Annotated in this window: 23 protein-coding genes; 12 read left to right on the top strand and 11 right to left on the bottom strand. The window is 68.6% G+C overall.

Annotation, left to right across the window (positions count from 1 at the left end):
- The first annotated feature begins 5 nt into the window (after positions 1-5).
- Genes EV192_RS35920 through EV192_RS35900 form a run of 5 tightly spaced genes read left to right on the top strand, consistent with a single transcriptional unit; the run spans position 6 to position 5,172 of the window.
- Positions 6-431: a cobalamin B12-binding domain-containing protein gene (locus tag EV192_RS35920; protein WP_341770944.1), complete on the top strand. Its 426-nt coding sequence runs from the start codon at positions 6-8 to the stop codon at positions 429-431.
- Positions 428-1,702 carry a methylaspartate mutase gene (locus EV192_RS35915; protein WP_243727295.1) on the top strand — a complete coding sequence of 425 codons (1,275 nt, stop codon included), beginning with the start codon at positions 428-430 and terminating at the stop codon, positions 1,700-1,702. Before EV192_RS35920 ends, EV192_RS35915 begins: the two co-directional genes overlap by 4 nt.
- Positions 1,699-2,688, top strand: coding sequence for an asparagine synthetase A (locus EV192_RS35910; protein WP_132123080.1), 990 nt, complete (start codon positions 1,699-1,701; stop codon positions 2,686-2,688). The genes EV192_RS35915 and EV192_RS35910 overlap by 4 nt, the downstream gene beginning before the upstream one ends.
- On the top strand, positions 2,685-3,926 hold the full coding sequence (locus EV192_RS35905; RefSeq protein WP_132123079.1) for a glutamate synthase-related protein: 1,242 nt from the start codon (positions 2,685-2,687) through the stop codon (positions 3,924-3,926). The genes EV192_RS35910 and EV192_RS35905 overlap by 4 nt, the downstream gene beginning before the upstream one ends.
- Entirely contained in the window at positions 3,913-5,172 is a 1,260-nt protein-coding gene (locus EV192_RS35900; protein WP_132123078.1) for a SidA/IucD/PvdA family monooxygenase, read from the top strand. The genes EV192_RS35905 and EV192_RS35900 overlap by 14 nt, the downstream gene beginning before the upstream one ends.
- Positions 5,173-5,225: 53 nt before the next feature.
- Here the strand turns inward: EV192_RS35900 and EV192_RS35895 are convergent, their stop codons facing one another.
- Positions 5,226-6,656, bottom strand: coding sequence for a M1 family metallopeptidase (locus EV192_RS35895; protein WP_132123077.1), 1,431 nt, complete (start codon positions 6,654-6,656; stop codon positions 5,226-5,228).
- 332 nt (positions 6,657-6,988) lie between these two features.
- Between EV192_RS35895 and EV192_RS35890 the strand changes: the two genes are divergently transcribed.
- Positions 6,989-7,243, top strand: a complete 255-nt coding sequence (locus EV192_RS35890) for a LysE family translocator (RefSeq protein WP_132123076.1) — start codon at positions 6,989-6,991, stop codon at positions 7,241-7,243.
- Between the two features lie 12 nt (positions 7,244-7,255).
- Here EV192_RS35890 and yczE read toward each other — a convergent pair whose 3' ends face one another.
- From yczE to EV192_RS35860, 6 genes are all read right to left on the bottom strand, one after another.
- Positions 7,256-7,855 (bottom strand): membrane protein YczE, encoded by a 600-nt coding sequence (gene yczE, locus EV192_RS35885; RefSeq protein WP_132123075.1) that lies wholly within the window; start codon positions 7,853-7,855, stop codon positions 7,256-7,258.
- The gene (locus EV192_RS35880) at positions 7,852-8,577 is read right to left on the bottom strand and encodes a gamma-glutamyl-gamma-aminobutyrate hydrolase family protein (protein WP_132123074.1); all 726 of its coding nucleotides are present in this window, start codon (positions 8,575-8,577) and stop codon (positions 7,852-7,854) included. Before EV192_RS35880 ends, yczE begins: the two co-directional genes overlap by 4 nt.
- Positions 8,574-9,923, bottom strand: a complete 1,350-nt coding sequence (locus tag EV192_RS35875) for an O-acetylhomoserine aminocarboxypropyltransferase/cysteine synthase family protein (RefSeq protein ID WP_243727294.1) — start codon at positions 9,921-9,923, stop codon at positions 8,574-8,576. Before EV192_RS35875 ends, EV192_RS35880 begins: the two co-directional genes overlap by 4 nt.
- Complete coding sequence (locus EV192_RS35870) at positions 9,898-10,971, bottom strand: fatty acid desaturase family protein (protein WP_132123073.1); 1,074 nt, start codon at positions 10,969-10,971, stop codon at positions 9,898-9,900. Before EV192_RS35870 ends, EV192_RS35875 begins: the two co-directional genes overlap by 26 nt.
- Positions 10,972-11,112: 141 nt before the next feature.
- Positions 11,113-12,030, bottom strand: a complete 918-nt coding sequence (locus EV192_RS35865) for a hypothetical protein (protein WP_132123072.1) — start codon at positions 12,028-12,030, stop codon at positions 11,113-11,115.
- Between the two features lie 15 nt (positions 12,031-12,045).
- Positions 12,046-12,561, bottom strand: a complete 516-nt coding sequence (locus EV192_RS35860; protein WP_132123071.1) for an RICIN domain-containing protein — start codon at positions 12,559-12,561, stop codon at positions 12,046-12,048.
- Positions 12,562-12,718: 157 nt separating this feature from the next.
- On the opposite strand from EV192_RS35860, the gene EV192_RS35855 reads away from it, so the two are divergent.
- From EV192_RS35855 to EV192_RS35840, 4 genes are all read left to right on the top strand, one after another.
- Entirely contained in the window at positions 12,719-13,150 is a 432-nt protein-coding gene (locus tag EV192_RS35855; RefSeq protein WP_132123070.1) for a cupin domain-containing protein, read from the top strand.
- Positions 13,151-13,250: 100 nt separating this feature from the next.
- The gene (locus EV192_RS35850) at positions 13,251-13,811 is read left to right on the top strand and encodes an OsmC family protein (protein WP_132123069.1); all 561 of its coding nucleotides are present in this window, start codon (positions 13,251-13,253) and stop codon (positions 13,809-13,811) included.
- Between the two features lie 6 nt (positions 13,812-13,817).
- Positions 13,818-15,116: a flavin-containing monooxygenase gene (locus EV192_RS35845; RefSeq protein WP_132123068.1), complete on the top strand. Its 1,299-nt coding sequence runs from the start codon at positions 13,818-13,820 to the stop codon at positions 15,114-15,116.
- 59 nt (positions 15,117-15,175) lie between these two features.
- The gene (locus tag EV192_RS35840; protein ID WP_207926429.1) at positions 15,176-17,371 is read left to right on the top strand and encodes a bifunctional lysylphosphatidylglycerol flippase/synthetase MprF; all 2,196 of its coding nucleotides are present in this window, start codon (positions 15,176-15,178) and stop codon (positions 17,369-17,371) included.
- A gap of 8 nt (positions 17,372-17,379) precedes the next feature.
- Here the strand turns inward: EV192_RS35840 and EV192_RS35835 are convergent, their stop codons facing one another.
- The gene (locus EV192_RS35835) at positions 17,380-18,117 is read right to left on the bottom strand and encodes a phosphotransferase (RefSeq protein ID WP_132123067.1); all 738 of its coding nucleotides are present in this window, start codon (positions 18,115-18,117) and stop codon (positions 17,380-17,382) included.
- Positions 18,118-18,159: 42 nt separating this feature from the next.
- Positions 18,160-18,558 carry an SgcJ/EcaC family oxidoreductase gene (locus tag EV192_RS35830; protein WP_165960808.1) on the bottom strand — a complete coding sequence of 133 codons (399 nt, stop codon included), beginning with the start codon at positions 18,556-18,558 and terminating at the stop codon, positions 18,160-18,162.
- 73 nt (positions 18,559-18,631) lie between these two features.
- Between EV192_RS35830 and EV192_RS35825 the strand changes: the two genes are divergently transcribed.
- Positions 18,632-19,264 carry a TetR/AcrR family transcriptional regulator gene (locus tag EV192_RS35825; protein ID WP_132123065.1) on the top strand — a complete coding sequence of 211 codons (633 nt, stop codon included), beginning with the start codon at positions 18,632-18,634 and terminating at the stop codon, positions 19,262-19,264.
- Here EV192_RS35825 and EV192_RS35820 read toward each other — a convergent pair.
- Positions 19,239-19,616, bottom strand: a complete 378-nt coding sequence (locus EV192_RS35820; RefSeq protein ID WP_207926427.1) for a hypothetical protein — start codon at positions 19,614-19,616, stop codon at positions 19,239-19,241. The two genes, EV192_RS35825 and EV192_RS35820, sit on opposite strands and share 26 nt — an antisense overlap.
- Before the next feature lie 217 nt (positions 19,617-19,833).
- Here EV192_RS35820 and EV192_RS35815 point away from each other — a divergent pair, with 217 nt between their 5' ends.
- The gene (locus tag EV192_RS35815; RefSeq protein ID WP_132123064.1) at positions 19,834-21,963 is read left to right on the top strand and encodes a DUF6351 family protein; all 2,130 of its coding nucleotides are present in this window, start codon (positions 19,834-19,836) and stop codon (positions 21,961-21,963) included.
- Positions 21,964-21,969: 6 nt separating this feature from the next.
- Here EV192_RS35815 and EV192_RS35810 read toward each other — a convergent pair whose 3' ends face one another.
- A complete protein-coding gene (locus tag EV192_RS35810) occupies positions 21,970-22,998 on the bottom strand; it encodes a LacI family DNA-binding transcriptional regulator (RefSeq protein WP_132123063.1) in 1,029 nt (342 codons plus the stop codon).
- Between the last annotated feature and the right edge of the window lie 116 nt (positions 22,999-23,114).

Raw genomic sequence — 23,114 nt, 5'->3', positions numbered from 1 at the left:
GAAACGTGCCGGTCCCCGGAGGGATGTCCGTCGTCGTGACCAGTGTGGCGTCCGACTCGCACACCTGGAATCTCGTGTACCTGCAACTGGTTCTGACCGAGCTCGGGCACTGCGTGCGTAACCTCGGTCCGTGCGTGCCGGGCCGGTTGTTGCTTGACGAGTGCCGGCGGGACCGGCCGGACCTCATCGTGGTCAGCACCGTGAACGGGCACGGCCTGCTCGACGGCACCCGGCTGATCGCGGACATCCGCCGGTGCCCGGAACTCGCCGCCACCCCGGTGGTCATCGGCGGGAAGCTGGGCGTGCGCGGGTCGGACCGGCAACGCCGCGAATGGCTGCTGGCCGCGGGATTCACCGAGGTCTTCGAGGAGACCGGAGCCGCCGCTGTCCTGCCGTTTCTCGCGCGGCTGACCGAAAGCGTGCTCCGGTGACCGCGTCCTTCGGCGGGTTCGTCAAGCAGGCACAGCGGGCCGGTGCGCTCGTCGTGCAGCCACGGATGGGCATGTCCAGCCCGCCCCTGATGCGTGCCGGCCTGCTGGCGACCAAGCGGGCGGCCGCGACCACCGTCGGAACGATCACGCTGGACAGCTACACCCGCTTGGGCGACAACGAAAGCGCACGGGCGGCGGTGGCGGCCGGGGCGGAACTGAACGGCTACCCGATCGTCGCGCACGACATCGCCACCACCCGAACCGTGCTGGACGGCATCGCGGGCCCGGACTTCCCGGTCCAGGTCCGGCACGGCTCGCCGAACCCGCGGCGCATCGTGGCGGCGCTGATCGAAGCCGGCCTGCACGCCACCGAGGGCGGACCCGTCTCCTACTGCCTGCCCTACGGCCGCGAACCGCTGCACAACTCGGTGGCGAACTGGGCCCGGTGCTGCGAACTGCTGGCGGGGGTGCGGGACACCGGGGTCGAGCCGCACCTGGAGACGTTCGGCGGCTGCCTGATGGGACAACTCTGCCCGCCGAGCGTGCTGGTCGCGATGAGCGTCCTGGAGGGGATGTTCTTCCGTCAGCACGGGATACGCAGCGTCTCACTGAGCTACGCCCAGCAGACCAATGTGGATCAGGACCGTGAGGCCGTGCTGGCCCTGCGGCGCCTGGCCGCGGAACGGCTGCCGGACATCGACTGGCACGTCGTCATCTACGCCTACATGGGCGTTCACCCGCGTACGCCGGCCGGCGCGGCTTGGCTGCTGGCGCAGGCCGCGAGACTGGCTGTGCACACCGGCGCGGCCCGGCTGGTGGTGAAGACCGCCGCAGAGGCATACAGGATTCCGTCTATCGCCGACAATGTACGAGCGTTGGAGTCCGCGGCTGCCGCCAGCCGGGCTCCGGTCGAAGAACCCGATGCCTGCGTCGACACCGGTGTCTACGCCGAGGCACGTGCGCTGGTGGATGCCGTGGCACGGCTCTCCGACGACGTCGGCCGAGCGCTGGTGCATGCATTCCGACAAGGATATCTGGATATTCCATACTGTCTACACCCGGACAATCTCGGCCGGACCCGCAGCTACGTGGACACGACCGGGCGCCTGCGTTGGTCACACGTCGGGTCGATGCCCATCCACGACGTCGCGGAGCCGGACAGCTCCGGCGAGCTCACCTCGGCCGGGCTGCTCGCCGCACTGTCCTATGTAGAGCTGCAAGCCGACGCGGCCGGTCTCCTGACCGGTGTGTCCAAAGGGGGAGCGCGATGACACAGGTCCACTTAGGACTAGCCGGACCGCGGGAGCACCTGGCCTCACCGATCACCCGCGCGGTGCTGACGATCCAGCACCGGATGACGATCGCCGCCCGAGAGTTCCTGTGCGATCAGGGATTCGTCGAGATGCTGCTGCCGATCGTCGGTCCGGTGACCGATCCGGGGGCCCGTGGCGCCAAGCAGGTCGACGTGGACTACTACGGCCACCGCTACCGGCTGATGACCAGCGCGATCCTGTACAAGCAGGTGTCGCTGACCGCGTTCGACAAGATCTTCTGCATCGCGCCCAACGTGCGGCTCGAACCACCGCACACCGCGTCCACCGGCCGGCACCTGGCCGAATTCCACCAGATCGACGTGGAGATGGCCGGCGCGTCCCGGGACGAGGTCATGCTGCTGGCCGAGGGGCTGGTCGGGCACGTCGTGCGCGAGGTGGTCACCCGGCTGCCCGGCGAACTGGACCGGCTGGGTCAGGACCCGAGCCGGTTCGCCGACCTGCTGGCCAGGCCGTTCGGCCGCCGGACCCATACCGACGCGGTCGCGGACCTGCACGCGGTGGGGCACGCCCAGAATCCCGACGCCGAGATCGACTGGGCGGGCGAGGCGACGCTGTCCGGCATGGTCGGCGAACCGTTCTTCATCGTCGACTATCCGAAGGGATCCCGGGGGTTCTACGACCGGGAAAGCCATGAGCGGCCCGGTGTGCTGCGCAACTTCGACCTGATCGCGCCGGAGGGGTACGGCGAGCTGTGCAGCGGTAGCGAACGCGAGCACGACTACGCCACGATCGTCGCGCGGATGCGGGAGACCGGGGAGAACCCGGCCAAGTACGGCTGGTACCTGGAGGCGGTCCGGGCGGGGATCCCGGCCAGCGCCGGCTTCGGCCTCGGGCTGGAGCGGTTCACCCGGTACGTCGCCGGTCTGGACGCGGTGTGGCAGGCCAGCGCCTACCCGAAGATTCCGGGAGTGCCCTCGCCATGACCGACGGGTTGCGGGCCGAGGGTTTCCCCGAGTCGGACGTCCGGGCGCGGGCGCGGTTCGGCGCGATGTGCGCGTTTCCCGATCCGGGCTGCTACGGGCAGGCACTGTTCGGCGCCGATCCCGGCCGGGCACCGGGCGACCTGCTGGACGAGCTACGGCTGGTGCCGCCCGCGTTCGTCCCGCACCGGCTGGCGAAACTCGTCGAACTGGGTCGGGAGCCGGGGTACTGGGACGTGGACCTGGACACCGACGTCGGCGGCTTGCGGTCCACCCTGCCGGTCTACCTGTCGGGTTTCGGCTCGACCCGGGTGGCGAGCGTCGACCTGGGGCTCGCCGCCAGCCGGCAGGCCGCGCGGCTCGGCATCCCGATGGTGGTCGGCGAGAACGTGATGCCGGTCGACGGTTACGGGCGTATCGAGGACGACACCGAGCGGTCGCTGCTCGGCCGGATCAGCGCTTACATCGCGCACGCGTTGGACGGGTACGGCGGCGTTGTCGTCCAGCAGAGCACCGAAGACGCGGACGCCGAGGTGTGGAACCTGGTCTACAGCGACCCGAACGTGCGGCCACTGCTGGAGACGGGCCGGCTGGCGTTCGAGCTCAAAGTGGGCCAGGGCGCCAAACCCGGACTGGGCGGGATGACCTTGCTCGACGCCGCGGCCGGCGCCCGGCTGGCCGGCGCGTACACCATCGACCCGATCTTCGCCGGCGGCCGGACGGTACTGCGGTCCGGCACGCCCGGCACGTTCACCGAGGAGATTCTTCGTCAACAGATCCGGTTGATGCGCAACAACTATCCGCGCGCCCGGACCTGGGTGAAGCTCCCGCCGACGCGGGATGTCCGGGCGGCCGCGATGGTGGCGTGGGAGGCCGGCGCGGACGCGGTCACGGTCGACGGTGCCGAGGGCGGCACGGGCTGGGCGCCGGTGGCCTTCCTGCGGCATGTCGGGCTGCCGTTGGGCGAATGCCTGCGCCGGATCGGCGAGCACCCGTCCTGCCTGCTGGTGTCCGGCCGGATGTGGGAGGGCACGCGGGTGGCGAAATCCCTCGCGCTTGGCGCGAACGCCGCCGGTCTCGGCCGCGCGGCGCTGCTCGCGGCGAGCGCCGACCCGGAGAACGGACTGGTCAATCTCGTCGAGTGCCTGGCATTGGAACTGCGGATGCTCACCAGCGCGGTCGGCAAGTACCACGTCGGCGAACTGTCTACTGAGGACGTGTGGTCGCATGAGAAACCGTGATGTCGAGCTGCTGGCGATCGGCGCGGGACCCGCCAACCTGGCCCTCGCGGTGGCACTGGAGGAACTCGCGCCGGATCTCGCGGCGGACTCGCTCGTCATCGAGCGCAACCAGACCGTCGACTGGCAACCGGGCGTGCTCGTGCCGTGGGCGCGCAGCCAGGTCTCGTTTCTGAAGGACCTTGTGTCGTTGCGCAATCCGTCCAGCCGGTTCTCCTTCCTGAAGTACCTGCATTCGGTCGGCCGGCTGGACGAGTTCATCAACTTGGGCAACCTCATGCCGTACCGCCACGAGATCGCCGAATACCTGCGGTGGGTGGCGGACTCCCTGCCGCGGGTGGGTGTCGAGCTCGACCGGCACTGCGTTTCGGTCGAGCCGCGCCGGGACAGTGCGGGCGCGCTGACCGGGTGGCTGACCCGGCTCGGTGACGGAACCTCGATCGCCAGCCGCTACCTGGTGATCGAGACGGCAGACCAGCCGCACGTGCCACGGGTGTTCGCCGGCCTGGACCGCCGGGTGATCCACAGTGGCGAGTACCGGCCTCGGATCGCCGCGCTGTCCAGGGACCTGCCGTACCGCGTCGCGGTGGTCGGCGGTGGGCAGAGCGCGGCCGAGATGTTCCAGGCGCTCCAGCATGACCTGCCCGGCAGCGACATCGCCTGGATCATCCGATCGGTCGCCCTGAAACCCCGCGACACCAACAAGTTCCGCACCGAACTGGACTCCCAGGCCGGCACCGACTCGTTCTTCCACGCCGCTGCGCCGGCCCGCGAGCAGATCCTGCGGGAGACGCGCCGGACCGCCTACTCCGGCGTGACCCAGCCCGTCCTGGAAAGCCTTTACGAGGACAGATACCTCGACCGGCTCAACGGCCGGACCGACCGGCGCATCATCACCATGACCGACATCACCGCCACCGAGGACACCGGCGACGAACTGGTACTCGACCTGACCGACCGGAAGACCGGGAAGACCACGCGGCTGCACCGCGATCTGGTGTTTCTCGGCACCGGATTCACCCGCGACCCGCCCGCGCTGGTCCGCCGGCTGGCCGCCACACTCGACATCGACCAGGTCAAGGTGACCCGCCAGTACCGGCTTGCCCTGCCCGAGCCGTCAGCCGCGGCCTGCTACCTCCAAGGCGGCAACGAACCCACGCACGGCACCGCCGACGCACTGCCCGGAAACCTCGCCCACCGCGCCGCCGAAATCACCCAGGACCTGCTCGCCCACCGAACTCGGCGATAGCCACCGCTGTCCGGTGGGCTCGTCAAGTCCATCCGTCGGTCATCGTGGTGGAGTCAGAGCTTCGGCTGGCCCGGCTGGTAGAGCCAGGTGTCGAAGAACGCGCCGAGGTCGCGGTTGGTCAGTCGCTCGACGAAGCCGATGAAGTCCCGGGTCGAGACGTTGCCGTACCGGTGGGTCGTCGGCCACAGCGTGAGGACCCGGAAGAAGGCGCGGTCACCGATCTTCATGCGCAGCGCGTGCAGCGTCATCGCGCCGCGGTTGTAGACCAGGTCGTCGAAGATGTGATCACGGCCCGGGTCGGCGACCTTGCCGGTCCAGTCCTTCTCGGCGGCGTACTCCTTCTCGAAGGACTGCTGCACCGGGACGCCCTGGAACTTCTCCTTGTAGAGCCACTCCGAGTACGTGGCGAATCCTTCGTTGAGCCAGATGTCCGACCAGCGCGTCGGGGTGAGGCTGTCGCCGAACCACTGGTGGCCGAGTTCGTGGGCGAGCAGCTGGCCGGAGACGTTGCTGGTGCGCTGGTCGTAGACCGGTCGGCCCTGCGTCTCCAGGGCGTAGTGGACGGCGACGTCGGCGATGATGCCGCCGGTCGACTGGAACGGGTACGACCCGTACATCGACGACTCCCACTGCACGACCTGCGCCGTGGTCTGGTTGAGCACCGTGCCCTGGCCGGGCTTGGTGTCGATCGACTTGCCGATCGCGGTGATGTTCGGCAGCCCGTCACTCGTCACGCTACGGGTGACGTTCAGGTCGCCGATCATGATCATGGCCAGCTCGCTGGCCATCGGCCGGTTCATCGACCAGCGGAAGGTGCTCTGGCCGTTGTGTGTCGTGGTCGGGCCGGGCTCCCCGTTGGCCAGCACGGTGAGCCCGCTCGGCACGGTGATGGTCTGGCTATACGTCGCCTTGTCGTTGGGCGTGTCGTTGACCGGGTAGTAGGTCGCCGCGCCGATCGGCTGGTTGAGCGCCACCGCGCCGTCCTTGGTGGCGACCCAGCCGGAGATGCCGAGCGCCGGGTCGTCGATCCGCTGCGGGACACCGGCGTAGCTCACCGAGACGAGGAACGGCAAGCCCTTCCGCAGGCCGTAGGGCGGGGTGATCACCAGCTCCTGCGCGCCGCTGCGGGTGAAGGCGGCGTTCAGCCCGTTGACGGAGAGTTTGCTGATCGTCAGCGGTCCCTGGAAGTCCAGGTCGAAACGGGACAGATCCTGGGTGGCCCAGGCGAGGATGGTGGTGGTCGCGTCGATCGCCTTGGTCTTGGGGTCGAACGCGAGCCGGATGTCGTAATGGCTGACGTCGTAGCCACCGTTGCCCATGTCGGGGAAGTACGGGTCGCCAGCACCCGGCGAACCGGGGGAGAACACCGGGGGTCGTCCTGGCGCGGCGTACGCCGTCGTGCCCGCCGTGGCGACGGCCAGAGCGCAGCAGGTGATCAAGAGCCAGGCCCGGCGCGCGAGACCTGCCTTCCGGTAAGCAGCCATGCCGTCAGACCCTAGGTCCACTTCTCGTCCACCACCAGCACCAAAGTGCTTGCGGCACGGCCGGACACCGACCGTTACGGCACGGGCCGTCGCGTCGCTCATCGTGATTTGGCACAGTACCGTCCCCTGTTCGAAGTCCAGGATGCCAAAACCGCACTGTGGACGGAATGTCCTAATCACGCTCGGCCCGGTGCTCGCCGCGATCAAATAACGTACGGTAAGTTCTCATGGGCGGCAGCCGACATTCGTGCCGATGTGTTCGCTGTTATCGGCTGATTCGCCCAGACTGCACGGAGAGGATGAACAGCACATCCAGGCGTTGACCGCGACGGATGCCAGATCTGGGGGTGCGCACCTGGCTGTCCAGTCGCACCGAGCAGCAATTCGGCCAGGCGGACAAGGTGCCGGTGAAGCGAGTGCTGTGGCGGGCGATCGTCACGAACCTGCTCAATCCGAAGATCATCCTGTTCGACATCGCGTTTCTGCCGCAGTTCGTGCTGTTGAACCGTCGGTCGAGCCAGGTGGTGATCCACCGAATAGCGGCAACGGTGTTTGTCGGCCTTGCCCTGCGGCTGGACGTCGCCTGACCCTTTTGTTCACTATGGACTCTGTGGGCCGGCCTGCCCTGCGGGTGCCCGCTTGCGCGGCATGAACAGTTGAACGAGTGGGCCGATCGCGCAGGCGTAGAGGACCGTGCCGACGCCGATGGTCGCCCCGAGCAGGAACCCCGCCAGCAGAACCGTCAGCTCGATACCCCAGCGGACGACCCAGATCGGGTGTCCGCGCGCGGCCAGCCCGGTCATCAGGCCGTCGCGCGGGCCAGGACCGGCATCAGCGCCGAGATAGCACGCGGTGGCGACGCCATTGAGGACTATGCCGGCCAGCAACACGATCCATCGCAGCCACACCTGGTGCGGCGGCCCCACCAGCGACAGCGTCACGTCCATCGAGGTGCCGACGAGCAGGACGTTGCACACCGTGCCGACGCCTGGCCGCTGCCGCAACGGGATCCACAGCAGCAGCACCGCGGCACCGATCAGGTTCGTCCACAACCCGATGCTCAGCCCGACGGTCCTGGACAGGCCCTGGGCCAACGCGTCCCACGGTTCCACCCCCAGACCGGCCATCACGATCATGGCGTCACTGGCCCCGTAGAGCACGAGTCCGGCGAACAAGCGCACCAGGCGTCGCACGGTCACCGGGCCGCTCCAGCGCGCTGCCGGGCCGCCGCACCGAACTCGTCGAAGATCGCCACCGAGACCGGGTCGGTCGCCGCGTACCACTCCGGATGCCACTGCACGCCAAGACACCACGGCGAATCGTCCACTAAGGACACCGCTTCGACCACCCCGTCGGCGCACGTCGCTTCCACCCGCACACCAGGCGCGAGCCGGTCGACTGCCTGGTGATGCAGGGTGTTGACGGCCACCGCCGGCCGGCCGAGCAGCCGCCGCAGCAGCCCGCCCTCGGCGAGCTGGACCGGGTGGGCGGGCAGGTACTGCTGGTCCCGCGGCCGGGTGAGGTCCTCGCGGTGGTCGTCGTTGGGCAGATCGCGCAACGTCCCGCCCAACGCGACGTTGAGCTCCTGCAGGCCGCGGCAGATCCCTAGGACAGGCACCCCGGCGCGGAGCGCGGCCGGCAGCATGGTCAACGCGACCTGGTCACGGGCTGGATCCCCGGGTTCGGGTCGCGGCTCGCCCCCGTACCAGTGCGGCAGCACGTCGGTCTGGTGACCGCCGAAAACCAGGCCGTCGAAGCGGTCCAGCGTGTCCACCAGGTAGGGGCCGGGACCGGGGAACACCACCACCCCGCAGCCGGACACCTCTTCCAGCGCACGCACGTACACCTCGCGCACGGCCACATGCGCCACGTCGTCGATGTGCTCCACCGATCCCGCGAGGGCCACCAACGGACGCGTCACGCGGCCGCCGCCAGCGCGCCGGTCAGGTCGTCGATGAGGTCGTCGATGTGCTCCAGCCCGATGGACAGCCGGATCGAACCCGGCGTGACCCCGGCGGCGAGCTGGTCGGCCTCGGGCAGCTGGGCGTGCGTGGTGGATGCCGGGTGCGTCGCCATGGACCGCACGTCCCCGATGTTGGTCACGTGCGAGATCAGGCCGAGCGACTCGATGAACCGGCGACCGGCCGCCTCGCCCCCGGCCAGCTCACAGTGCACCAGCGGGCCGCCGTTGCCGCCGAGATACCGCCGCACCAGCCCGGCCTGCACACCCTCGCTCAGGCTGGGATAACGCACCGAGGCGACCGACGGCTGCTCGGCCAGGAAACACGCCACCGCCTGGGCGTTCTCGCCATGCGCCCGCATCCGCAGCGGCAGCGTCTCGATACCCTGCAGGAGCAGGAACGCGTTGAACGGGCTCAGACACGGCCCCAGGTCGCGCAGCAGTGTCTCCCGTGCTTTGAGCAGATACGGGCTGCGGCCGAGCGAGCTGGCCAGCTTGCCCTCGGTCTCGGTCCACACCACGCCGCCGTGCGCGGGGTCAGGCTGCGTCACCAACGGATGCCGGGCCGCGTGCCGTGACCAGTCGAACCTGTTCGAGTCCACGATCAGCCCGCCGAGCGCGTTGCCGTGGCCGTCGATGTACTTGGTGGCCGAGTAGACCAGGATGTGCGCGCCGAACGACAGTGGCCGGCAGACCATCGGTAGCAACGTGTTGTCCAACACGAGCGGGACACCGGTGAGCTCGGCCAGCTCGGCGACCTCCTCGATCGGGAACACCTGCAGCTTGGGGTTGGGCAGCGTCTCGGCGAAGTAGCAGCGGGTGCGCTCGTCGGTGGCCTCGGCGAAGTTCTTCGGGTCGTCGGGGCTGACGAACCTGGTCTCGATGCCGAACCGGGCGAAGGTGTTGGTCAGCAGGTTCCACGTCCCGCCGTACAGCTCGTTCGAGCTGACCAGGTTGTCGCCGACCTGGCACAGGTTGAGCAGGGCCAGCGCGACCGCCGCCTGGCCGGACGACACGGCCAGCGCCGCGGTCCCGCCGTCCACCGCGGCGATCCTGGCCTCAAGCACGTCACACGTCGGGTTGTTCAGCCGCGTGTACGCGTGGCCGTCGACCCGCAGGTCGAAGATGTCCGCCGCCGCGGCCGCGCTGGGCAGCTCGTAGGCCGCGGTCTGGAAGATGGGTGTGACGACCGGACCGGTCAGTCCCAGCCGCAGCTCGGCGCCCGCGTGCATGACCCCGGACTCCGCGCGCCGGAACGTCTTGCCGGCCGCGACCGGGCCGTCATGCGGCGACATTCGGCTGGACATTCGGCTGTTCCCCCACTTCGGTCATGGCGGTGACGATCGCGCTGATCGCGCTGGGCTGGCCCTGCGGCCCCTGGGTGAACAGCCCGCCGAACTGGGCGTCGACGAGCGCGTACCCCGGGTCGGCCAGCCGGGCCCTGCGCGCCTTGGCCAGGTTCCAGAACGGGGTGCGCGGGTCGAGATGGTGCTCCAGGTGGTAGTTGTCGTTGTGGATGCCGGTGAGGAACTTCTCCCAGCCGCGGCTCTTGCGGTTGCGGGTCATGTAAAGGTCCACATTGGAGTCGCGGACCAGCGGGGTGTGCTCGGAGAGCTCGATGTACCAGCCGAGAATCTGGAAGCTGGTCAGGTACGGCACCACCCAGAACAGCAGGAGGTGCGGAAGTACGCCCTGCCACGCGCACACCCCGATGACAGCGGCCCAGAACAGCCAGAACCCGACCCGGTCGGCGATCCGCTTGCGCCGCTGCACCACCGGCATCTCCGGGGCCGCCGCCTTGCCCCGCCGGAGCATCCGGTACCTGTTGCGCACCAGATACTTCAAGTAGGCCCAGGTTTGCGTACCGAGCAGCGGCATCAGCACCACCCGGCGGACATACGTGCGCGGCGCCGCGGCCTGGTACGCCCGCTGTTCGATGAAGAACCGCAGGTCCGGATCGTTGTCCGGGCTGCCGAGCTTCGGGTGGTGGGTGAACACGTGCGAAATCTTGTACGCGTAGTGCTGTTGGAAGATCGGATAAGCGGTGAGAACGGTGCCGACGAACATCTGCATTCCGCGGTTCGCCGCCCCCACGTTGTGCGCGCAGTCGTGCAGAATGGTCGACAGTCCCCGCTGACGAGCGCCAATGACCAGGACGGCCAACGGATACAGCCACCACGTCACCGTCACGCAAAGCCAGACACAAAGTGCCATCCAGACGACATCCTCGACCCACGCGGCGGTGGCGTGCCAGTTGTCGCTGCGGTTGAGCTTCTTCATCTCGGATTTGACGTCTTCGCCGAAGCGGTACATCCGGTACCGCCTGCCGTCGAATGCCCAATTGGTCTCCGACATGTTCACCCCCGTGCAATCAAGCCCGCCCCGATGGCGGCAGGCACTTGACGTTGCGCGCGAACAAACCGAAGACTGCCACAGGAGCACACACAGTGTCGACCCGTTCACCGGGTGATGTCAGAGAGTGGTCGCCGAATCGCTTCAAGGACCGCTGTTCACCGCCGCCCTGGCGGTGGCCAGCCATCGGGTGAGACACGTTTTCGCCCGGGTGAGCTGCTCCTGGTGTTGGTGGATCAGCTGATTCTGATAGTCCGACTGGACGGCGATCCAGGTACCGAGGATATTGGTGCGCGCTCGGCAGTCGACGTCCACTGTCGCCGTGCGTATCTCCGCGGGTGTCGGGTCGTTGTGGTACCAGCCGTCGCGGTTTCGCTGCCAGGCGCCGTTTCCTTCCTCAGCGGACCAGGGCGCGTCGTAGTCCATGCCCGCCTTCCCCATGCACGAACTCCACGCCTGGAGGGCGGTGTGCAACCGTGGGTCCCGTAGGGTCTGTTCTTGCGCGTCGCCGCTGAGGGAACGGACGTCGATCGGCGGATCACCCGCTCCCTCCTTGAGGTTACGCAGGGCTTCCTCGCCGCAGCCGCCCTGCGGCACTGGTATTCCGTTCACCGTTTGCACGCTGCCCGACATCGCGGAGCGCTCGCCGGGTTGTTCCGGAGCGCCCTTCGGTCCGGTCGCGGCCGGGGCGCGGTCTCCCGGCTTGTGATAGCCGCGCTCGCGTGCCGCGGTGGGGTCGAGAAAGGTGAGCATCTGACTTTTCGTCGTCTCGTCATAGTCGACGGCGATCAGCCCGGCGAACTCGTCGCCGGTGAACCCGAGCCGACGCATGCACCGGATCTCGAACACCCGCCGCGCCGCCAGGACCGTCCCCATGTCCGCGTCCGATATCTGATACGAGTCCAGCGGGTAGTGAACGTCGGCCGCGGCGCGGACGACCGGGCCGGCCGTGGTGACGGGCTGGTCCTGCCCGCCACCACAACCGGCCACGACCACCGCGGAGATCACCGCGGTCAGTCCCAACCCCAGGCGCGTGTGACGGTGAATCCACGGTGTGGTCATTTACTGGGTCCTGTCCTAGTCCCAGGCCTGGCTGAGGCAATGGCCACAGTCAGTGCGGACCGCGACCTGGGAACGGGCGCCGGTGGACGTCAGGAACTGTTTGTGCGCCTGGTTCTCCAGCCACCAGTGCCCGTCCTGCTTGCCCTGCTTCCACCGCTGGTTGACGCCGTTGTTGCACGGCCACTGGATCACCTTCGCGTTGACCGCGCCCCCGGCCGCGTCCATACACATGAAGGGATCTCCATTGGTGTTGACCGTGTTCATCGGCCGCTCTTCGAAGTTCCCGTCGTCGGTGCGCTTGTCGTAGAACTTCTCGTTGCTTTCGTTGGTCCACTTCCACGTGATGATCGCCGCGCCGGCGGCGTGGCTGTTACCCGAGACGTTCAGATGCTGGCCATCGTCGACATTGGTCCAGGTGACAATGTGTTTGGACGGCGGAGTGGCATTCGCCGTCCCGGTGGCGACCAGCGTCGCACAACAGGCCGCGAGCAGCGCTGTGGCAGCCCCCGCGACAGATAGTTTGGTGCGCACTTCTTTTCCTTTCCTCTGGGTTGTTCACTGCGGCCCGCTTTCAGTCCGCAGGGGGCAGACAGTGTCCGTCCGGTCGTGTGCAAGTCTGGGAAGGTTCTTGTATTCGCTGGTCGGACCCGCTATCCGGCCAGCCGGGTGCCGTTGGGACAATCGCGGTATGACGGATCCCTGGCACCGGCCACTGCGACACATCCGCGGCGCGGAGCTGACCGGCGACACCAACCAGACCACCGGGATGACCCGGCTGGAGGCGGTGTCCGGCAGGACGGTCGGTTCGTCGAAGATCTGGATGGGGGAGACCCACGTCGCGCCGAACACGAACTCCGGCGACCACCACCACGGTGAGACGGAGACGGCGATCTACGTCCAGTCCGGTCATCCGGTGTTCGTGTTCGCGGACGGGGACAAGGAGGTCCGGCTGGAGACGCAGCCGGGTGACTACGTCTTCGTACCGCCGTACGTGCCGCACCGCGAAGAGAACCCCACCGGCGAGCCCGCGGTGGTGATCATCTCCCGCAGCAGCCAGGAGGGTGTGGTGGTCAACCTGCCGAGCCTGTGGGCGCCGGTCGACATCCCGCCGCCGGGCTGATCGCGCCGTTTCCACGTTCTGGGACGGGTCGTGTTCGCCGACCGGATATCGCACACTGGGTGGCCGTCCGCGCACTGCGGCTCTTCAGGAGGCGAACCCCATGACCGCGACCGATTCGCCCGTGGACAACGGTGTCAATGTCGAGGCTCTGCTCGGCGCCCGCACCGCCTTCGCCGACGCCCCGGAGATCGCGAACTTCCGGTGGCGCGCGGTGAACTCCTGGGTCAAGGGCACCCACAGCCGGTCCAGCGTGGAGACGTTCTATGGCTTCGGGGAGGAGCAGCGGCACAGGACGACGTTCGAGTACGACGCGGACCACCCGGAGGCCTTCGCCGCCGAGGACAACGGCGTGACCCCGGTGGAATACGTACTGGTCGCGCTGGGCAGCTGCCTCACCGCCGGGGTGGCGGCGGTCGCCCAGCAGCGCGGGATCCAACTCCGTGCGGTGCGGGCCACCATCGAGGCGGACCTGGACCTGCACGGCATCCTCGGCGCCGACCCGGACGTCCGGAACGGCTTCAGCGACGTGCGGGTGAACTACAGCATCGACGCCGACGCGACGCCCGACGAGATCAAGGCGCTCGTCGCGCAGTCCCAGAAGCGGTCGGCGGTGTTCGACATCCTCACCAACCCGACCAACGTCGCGGTGGAAGTCGACTGACCGCTCGTGCCGAAGGTGACGACGCTCGTCGTCGGCGCCGGCCATTGCGGGCTGGCCATGAGCCGCTGCCTCGCCGAACGTTCGATCGACCATGTGGTCCTCGAACGCGGCGAGCTGGCCGACTCGTGGCGTACCCGGCGCTCGGACGCGTTTCGGCTGCTCACCCCCAACTGGATGATCCGGTTGCCGGGCAAGGCGTACACCGGTGACGATCCCGACGGCTACCTGACGGCACCTGAACTGGTGCGGTTCATCGATGACTACGCCACGGTGAACGGCGCTCCGGTTCGGACGAACACCCCGGTGACGTCTGTGTCGCCCTGTGACACAGGATTTCTGGTCCGCACCAACCACGACGTGTGGGAGGCTCGCACGGTCGTGGTGGCGTCCGGTGCGTGTGCCGTCGCGCGGACACCTTCGTTCGCTGAGGCGATTCCGCCCGAGATCGTCACGCTGACCGCGCTGGACTATCGAACGCCGGATCAGCTGCCGGAGGGCGGCGTGCTTGTCGTTGGCGCGTCGTCGAGCGGTATCCAGATCGCCGACGAGCTACATCGTTCCGGCCGTCCGGTGACCCTGGCGGTGGGGGAGCACGTTCGGATGCCGCGGTGCTACCGGGGTCTGGACGTCCTGTGGTGGATGGACGCGGCCGGGCTGCTCGACGAACGGTACGACGAGGTGCCCGACCTGCTCAGGGCCCGGAACCTGCCGTCGATGCAACTCGTCGGGTCGCCCCAGCGGGTCACCCTGGACCTGAACGCGTTGAGCCGCGGGGGAGTGCGGCTGGTCGGTCGCGTCGCCGGCGTGCGGGACGGCCGGGCCCAGTTCTCCGGTTCGTTGCGGAACGTGTGCGCGCTCGCCGACCTGAAACTGGGTCGGCTGCTTGATTCCTTCGACGACTGGGCGGCGTCCGCGGGGTTCGACGACTGCGGGCCGGCTGAGCGCTTCGCCGAAACGGAGGTACCCGCGTCACCAGCGCTGACGCTCGACCTCGGCGAGATCAACAGCGTCGTGTGGGCCACCGGTTTCCGGCCGGACCTGACCTGGCTGGACGTCCCGGTGCTGGATCGCAAGGGCCAGGTCAGGCACGACGGTGGCGTGACCGCGTGGCCCGGCCTGTACATCATGGGAATGCCGTTCCTGCGGCGCCGCAAGTCGACCCTGATCGACGGTGCCGCGGCCGACGCCACCGAACTCGCCGACCACCTGGTCGGACACCTCGACTCGAGCACCAGGGACGCCCGTTGGGAACCCGCTGCGTCCGCAGGCCGACTTGACCGTCAACCGGAGGTCGGACTCCCCTAAGGGGAATGTCGGCCTGCCGTTGGATGTACGGGGAGGTGGCGGTCCACAAGACTTTCGCCATGATCACAGCATCACCGGCGATCGAGCCCGTCGCACGAGGACACGTCCGCCGTACGGTCTCGGTGCTCAGGCAGCGCGTGCCGTTCACCAGCACTGTTGTGCTCGCCATGCTGCTGCTGGCCGTCCTGACCGGGGCGCTTTGGAGCGCCGCCGCTGACCGCGTGGTCTACCCCTTCGTCGCCTACGGAGCGCCGTCGTTCGACGCGGGCCGGTGGTGGACGATGCTCACCGGACCGTTCTTCGCGGTCATCCCCTGGTATTACCTGCCGATGGTCGGCAGCTTCGCGCTCTGCGTGGGCTTCGCCGAGTGGCAGATGGGGACGCGGCGTGCGATGGCCGTCACGATCGGTGGTCAGATTGTCTCGGTGCTCGTCGCGACCGAGTTCCTCGCGTTGTGCCGCGACTCCGGCTGGTTGTGGGCCGAGCGGCTGGCGGGCAGCCTGGACGTCGGGTTCTCCGGCGGGGCGCTGGCCGCGGTCGCCGTCGCCAGTGCGACGCTGAGGCCGCCGTGGCGGTTGCGGTTGCGGGCCGGGCTCTGGGTGTACGCCGGGGTCGCGATCGTCTATGTCGGCACCCTCGCCGACCTCGTGCACTTCTTCGCGCTGCTGCTGGCGATCCCGGTGGGGGGATGGCTCGTGGGTGCGCGCCGGGCGAGGGAGACGGCGAGGCCGAACGTGCGGGAGTGGCGGCTGCTGACCGTCGCCGGCCTGCTGCTGCTCACCATCGCCGAGGTCGTCATGTACTTCGTGCCCGTCGCCGGCCCGTTCGGCTCCGCGGACGGGGTTTCGCTGTCCGGGCTGGAGTTGGTGGTCCTCGTCCTGCTGGTGGTCCCGATGCTCAACGGGCTGCGCAAGGGCAGTCGTGTCGCGTGGCGCTGGGCCGTCGCGCTCTCCGCCTTCGTGGCGCTTCAGGGCGTCGTGCTCGTCACGTTGATCGGGCTGACCAACGTGCTCGGCAGCGAATACGACACGGTGGGTCTGCCGCTGTACTTTATGGACAGTCTGTTGTGGATGGTTGAACTGGGCGCGCTGCTTGTCGTGCGGCACGCCTTCCGCGTGCCTTCGCGGCGCCGGTTGCGTCGCCGCACCGAGGAACCCGGGCAGGCGCTGGCCCGCACGCTCCTCGGGCAGCACGGCGGCAGCACGCTTTCGTGGATGACGACGTGGCCGGCCAACAGGTATTTCGTCAGCGAGGACGGCGGGTCCTACCTCGCCTATCGCCGCCACGCCGGTGTCGCCGTCGCGCTCGGCGACCCGATCGCGCCGGACGGCACCGCGGCCGCGACGATCACCGAGTTCACCACGATGTGCGAGAACTCCGGCCTGGTGCCGTGCGTGTTCTCGGCGACCGAAGCCACCGTCGCGGCGACGCGCGAACTGGGCTGGCAGCACGTCCAGGTGGCTGAGGACAACGTGCTCGACCTCGCCGACCTGGAGTTCCGCGGCAAGGCGTGGCAGGACGTCCGGACGGCGCTGAACAAGGCCGCCAAGCAGAACATCGAGTTCCGGCTGGTCCGCCTGGCCGACCAGCCCGAATCCATCCTCGCCCAGGTCCGGGCACTGTCGGAGGAGTGGATGTCCGGCAAGGGCATGCCGGAGATGGGCTTCACCCTCGGCGGGCTCGACGAGGCGATGGACCCGGCGACCCGGGTCGGTGTCGCGGTGGACGCCGAAGGCACGGTCCACGGCGTCACGTCATGGCTGCCGGTGCACACGGGCGCGGGCAAGGTCAGTGGGTGGACCCTGGACGTCATGCGCCGTAGCGCGCACGGCTTCCGTCCGGTGATGGAGTTCCTCATCGCGTCGGCCTGCTTGGCCTTCCGGGAAGAGGGTGCGCGGTTCGTGTCCCTTTCGGGCGCGCCGCTGGCCCGCAGCCGCGAATGCGGCCCAGGCCACGTGCTTGAGCGGGCACTGGAGTCGTTGGGCAAGCTCATGGAGCCGTACTACGGGTTCCGCTCACTGCACGCCTTCAAGGCGAAGTTCCAGCCCCGGCGCGTCCCGCTGTACCTGGCCTTCCGCGACGAGGCCGACCTGCCGCGGATCGGGCTGGCACTGAGCCGCGCGTACCTGCCCGACCTCCGGCTGCGCGAACTGACCAAGCTGGCCCGGAAGATGTCCAAAGGACCAGCGGTGTCCGGCCAAAGTCGGATGAGGACAGTGTTGGCCGGGCAGCCTCTGCCGACCACCGCCCACTGACCGCGGCCTTACATTCGGGATCTCAGCACGTCGATCTCGCAGCCTGGCGAGGACGGGTCGAAGCCGTGTTCGACCAGCCAGCGGAACGCCAGCAGGCTGCGCAACGACCACCACCCGCGGATCACGTCGAGGTCGACGTCGGTGCCGTAGCCGGCGACGACGTCGTCGAGGTGCTCCTCGTGGCCGAGGGTCAGGATGGCGAGGTCGAACAGGGCATCGCCTTGCGCCGCCTCGGACCAGTCGAGCACGCCGGTGATCTCGTCACCGTCGACGAACACGTGGGTGATCTGCAGGTCGCCATGGATGAACACCGGTGTCCACGGCCGGAGCGCGGCCTCGGCGACCTGGCGGTTGCGCGTGACCAGGTCGGTGGGGAGGACGCCGTTCGTGACGAGCCACTCGCACTCGCTGTCGAGATCCGATGCGATCTCGTCGACGCTCCGGCCGAGCCGCGGCGGCAGCGGCGCGTCGTGCAGCGTCCGTACGGCGGCGCCCGCCGCGGCCCAGGCCGCCGGCGACGCGGTCGACGGCTCGCCGAGGCGGCCGAGTGGCGTGCATGGGAGGGCGGCGAGCGCGAGCACGGGCGGCTTGCGCCACAGGATCTCCGGAGTCGGGATCGGCACCATGGCCATCGCCTCGACCTCGGCGTCGACGCGCGTCTGATCAGCGTCGATCTTCAGGAACACGTCGCCGACCCGAAGGGTCGCGCGCTCGTCATGGGCGACAACGACCTTGACCTCTTGCACGTCGACCATCATCGCCGGGAACGGCCACCGACGTCACCCGGTTTATCGGGCGCTGTCATCCTCATGCGCGAAGTCCGCCGGGTCCATCCGCATGCCGTTGTGGAACGCCACGATCTGCCCATCCCGGAAGACTTTGGTCTGCACGGCATGCCATTCCCCGGCCCGGGGCCCGTCGAGGACCCGCAGCGTCGACGCGGTGTGCGCCAGCACCAGGCCGTCGCCGATTGGGCGGCTGTCGGTCAGCCAGTACTCCAGCAGGCTTCCCCGGTAGATGGTGTCGAAGATCTTCTGGTGCTCCGCGGCGATCACGTCCCGCCCATGGTGGACGCGCCCCACCACGTCCACGAGGTCCGCGTCGGGCGCGAAACTGGCCGCCCACGCGACGCCGTCGCCCGCGTTCCACGCGCGCGCCATTTCGGCGAGGGTCTCCTCAATACTCACGATCCACCCCATGTTCTTGATACGCTAGATCAGCGTTACAGTAGTTGGAACAACGTTCTAAGTTGGAGCATACATGCCCGCGGACCTTCCTGGCATCGTCCGGCTGCGAGACCGGCGCGAGGCGATGACGCTGCGTGTGATCCTCACCGCCGCGCGCCGCCTGTTCGCCGAACGCGGCTACGCCCGCGCCCCCATCCGCCTGATCGCCCAGGAAGCCGGCGTCGCGCCACAGACCATCTACGCGCACTTCGGCTCGAAGGCGGGCGTGCTGGGCGGCCTGGTCGACCTGCTTGACGACGAGGCGGGCCTGCCCGACCTGATCGCCGCCGCGGAGCGGATGACCGACCCGGAAGCGCTACTCGGCCTGCTGGCCACCGCCAGCCGCCAGATCCAGGAACGCTGCGGCGACATCCTCGCCATCATGGGCTCCGGCGCCGCCGTCGACCCCGACATCGCGGCCACCCAGGCCGAAGGGGCCCGACGCAACCGGCTCGGCGTCGAGATGATCATCGAACGAGTCCGCGGCGTCGGCGGCCGCGTCACCCCCCACGCCGTCGACATCGCCGTCGCCCTGATGAGTGGCGGCGTCCACAACAGCCTCGTCACCGACGCCGGCTGGTCCCACGACGACTACGAGGCCTGGCTCAGACACACCCTCGCCACCACCGTCCTGAGCGCACCTACCACAGGGTGGACGGTCCCGTGAGGACCCAGCCGGCGTCGGTGGGCTTGATCCAGAAGCCCAGTGCCACCTCGATGATCCGCGCGCGATAGGTGACCTTGACGTAGAAACTGCCGCCAGCGTCGCCCCAGGCGAAGTCCGCGAGATCGAGTTCGCCGAGCCAGGACAAGTCCTGCTCCCACTCGTCGGCAGCACGTTCCTCGTCGCTGCTCGCCCCGACCGAGCCCTTCCACAGCGACTTGAGCACGTGCCGGACTGATGTGTGATCGACGAGTTGCTCGGCCTCAGGGAACCGCCCAGCCCGCAGCAGGCTGAAGTAGCGGCGAACGGTCACTTCGACGTCGGTCCTGTCCGGGTGCTCTGGCCAGATCTGCACTGTCGAGACTGTAAACGGTGAATGACGCCGCTGGGCATCGCGGGTGGTGCGGGCTGGAGGTTCGCCGGTTGGGCGAGCGGGAGAAACGGGCTACTGTCGTTGGGAACCCTGGTTCTGGGAGGACGCGATGGTGCGCCGGATCGCCTTGTTGGTGGTTGCCGTTCTGTTGGGTGGGGCGGTTTCGGTGTCGGCTGATCCGTATGGTGGGGGCCTTCGGGTGGAGGTGGTGTCGGGGCCCGCGCAGTACGTCAGTGGTGGTGCGGCGCGGATCCGGGTGACGCTGCCGCCGTGGGCGCCGGTCGCCGCGACGGTGACGGTGAACGGAAACGACGTCAGCAAAGCGTTCACGCCGGACGACCAAGTCCCGCACGCTCTGGAGGGCGTCGTACGGGATCTCCCGCTGGGTGTCAGCACAGTGGAGGCGCGATCGCGGCGATGGGACCGCGCCGAGGTGAAGCTCGTCAACCACCCGGTCACTGGCCCGATCTTCTCCGGTCCGCAGCAGCCTGACTTCTTCTGTTCCACACCCGCCCACCTCGCCGGATTCGACCTCACCGGCCCGTTCCTCGACGCCAACTGCTCGCTCGCCACCCAGGTCGGCTACTACTACCTGACCACCGGCGGAGCCTGGAAGCCCTACGACCGGGCCGCCCCGCGCCCGGCCGACATGACCCAGACGAGCACCGGCGTCGACTTCGTGATCCGCTGGGAACGCGGCACGATCAACCGGTTCATCTACTCGATCGCCGTGCTCGACCCGGACGGGAGCGGCCCGTCGTCGCTGCCGCGCTGGAACCGCAAGCTCATCTACTACTTCGGTGGCGGTGTCGCCATCGGCCACTACCAGGGTTCCAACAACGCGAGCGAATCCCGTTACATCTACGGTCTCGGGCAGGGTTACGCGATCGCGTGGTCGACCGGCACCAAGACCAACACGCACTACAACCTGGTGCTGGGCGGCGAAACGGCGCTGATGGTCAAGTCGCGGTTCGTGACCGAGTACGGCGACCCCAGGTTCACCATCGGCCTCGGTGGTTCGGGCGGTGGCATCCAGCAGTACGTGTACGGCCAGAACCACGCTGGTCTGCTTGACGGCGCGGTCCCGCAGTACTCGTTCCCGGACATGGTCACCCAGACGATCCATGTCGGCGACTGCGAGTTGCTGGAGCGCTGGATGGACCAGAAGGTGTTGGCGGACCCGGCGTCGAAGTGGCGGACGTGGACCAACCGGACCTTGGTGGAGGGTCTGGCGTCGTCGGACACCGTGGCCAACCCGTACCAGCCGTTGACGCCCTGGCTCGCGGCACCCGGCTCGACCGAGTGCGTCAAGGGCTGGCGCGGGTTGTCGCCGTTGGTGTTCAACCCGAAGTTCGGCACCGCGCCCGGGATCACCCCGGAGCAGCAGGCGAAGGTCGAGTGGACGCACTGGAACGACGCCGTCAACGTCTACGGTCGCGACCCGGTCACCGGCTTCGCCCGGTCCACCTGGGACAACGTCGGTGTCCAGTATGGGCTCAAGGCGTTGGTGGACAAGCAGATCACCTCGGCCGAGTTCCTGGACCTGAACGCACGGGTGGGCGGGTGGAAAGGCCCGGAGCAGGCCGTGCAGGAGGGCTGCCCGTACATCACCACCGCTTGTCCGTCCGATGTGGACGTGTGGAGTGCCCGCAACGCGACCGTGCCGGACGCCAACGGCGTGGCCCCGCGAACCGTGGGAAGTGTCGACGCGATGCGCGCGGCATACCGGTCCGGGCTGGTGTTCGACGGCCGCATCGACATCCCCATCCTCGACTGGCGGCACTACCTCGACGGCGAGCTGGACATGCACAACGCCCGCCAGTCGTTCGCGTCCCGCCAACGGATGGTTGACCGCAAGGGCAACGCGGCCAACCAGGTCGTCTGGTTCACCGACGCCCGCCCGGCGCGGACGTTCGACCAGACCCCGATGGCTCTGTCCGTAATGGACAAATGGCTGGAGAACCTCCGCGCGCACCCGTGGCTGGGCGTGGTGGGCGCCAAACCCGCGGAGGCCGTTGACAGTTGCTTCGCCACCGACGGATCACTGCTCTACCGAGGCGCCGACGCGTGGCGAGGCATCCTCGACCGCGCCCCGGCCGGCCCCTGCACAGAGCGGTTCCCGATTCACGGCACGTCCCGCACGGTCGCGGGTGGCCCGTTCGACGAACAGAACTACAAGTGCGCGCTGCAACCCGTCGAACTCGCCGTCGCCCGTGGCCTGTACGGATCGTGGCGCCCCAGCAAACCCGAGTTCGACCGCCTGCGCCAGATCTTCCCCACTGGCGTCTGCGACTACAGCCGACCGGACGTGGGACGGCCGCGCGGGTAAAGAGGTCTACTGGCGGAAGCCTTGAGTGCTCTCTCGGATCTTCAGGGTGAACGGGGCCTGAACGTCTTGGGGTTGGGCGGGTTGGGGGCCGCGTGGGCCGACTCGGCGGTCGGCGAGGCTGAGTGCCGACTCGGCGATCGCCGCCTTGTCCGGAGCGATGGTGGTCAACGAGGGGAAGCCGTAGGCGCCTTCGGCGATGTCGTCGAAGCCCGCGACGGCGACCTGGTTCGGGATCGCGACGCCGCGTTCCAGGCCGGCGCGGATGGCGCCGATCGCGAGGAGGTCGTTGCAGCAGAAGACCGCGTCGGGTGGTTCTGGCAGTCCTAGCAGGTGGGCCATGGCCGCGGCCCCGTCGCCTCGTTGGTAGTTCTCGGCGGGCACCACAAGCTCTGGGGCGCATGGCAGGCCGGCCTCGGCGAGGGCTTGGCGGTATCCGGCGACGCGGAGCGCGGCGGTGCCGCCTGCTTTGCCGGGCTGGTCGCCGATGAGGGCGACTCGGCGGCGGCCCAGGGTGATCAGGTGCTCGACGGCTGCCTTGGCCGCGGCGACGTTGTCGATCGCCACATGGTCCGCCGGGCCTGCGATGTCCCGTTCGCCGAGCAGCACCAGGGGGGTCGCGGGCGAGGCGTCCAAGAGGTCGTCGGGTTCCATCGTCAGCGGACTCAGGATCGCGGCGTCGATCCGCTGCGGCCCCATGGACGTGATGACGGCCCGCTCGCGGTCGCGCAGGCCGTGGGTCTGTTCGACGAGCACCGTCCAGTCGCGCTGGTGTGCCGCGGTGATGACGAGGCCGGTGAGTTCGGCGAAGTACGGGTTGTCCAACTCCGGGATGGCCAGGACGATGAATCCGGTGCGGCCCTTGCGCAGGTTGCGCGCGCCGACGTTGGGCTGGTATCCGGTTTCCTTGATCGCCCGCTCGACCCGCTCGCGGGTCTCCGGGGTGATGAACGGGTAGTCGTTGACGACGTTCGAGACCGTCTTGATCGAGACGCCGGCCAACTCCGCCACGTCCTTGAGCGTCGCCAACCCTCGCATCGACCACCCTCCCTGGTTCCGCGCCATCGGGACTTTACCTCTTTACAACGTTGAATACAACGATGTAGAACTAGGCAGGCCTGGTTTTGGCGTGTGTCGGGGGTCACATGGGCGTC

This window comes from Actinocrispum wychmicini (genome assembly GCF_004345645.1).
Classification (GTDB): domain Bacteria; phylum Actinomycetota; class Actinomycetes; order Mycobacteriales; family Pseudonocardiaceae; genus Kibdelosporangium; species Kibdelosporangium wychmicini.
Note: the sequence above shows the minus strand (reverse complement) of the source record. Positions and strands in the feature narration are given on the sequence as shown.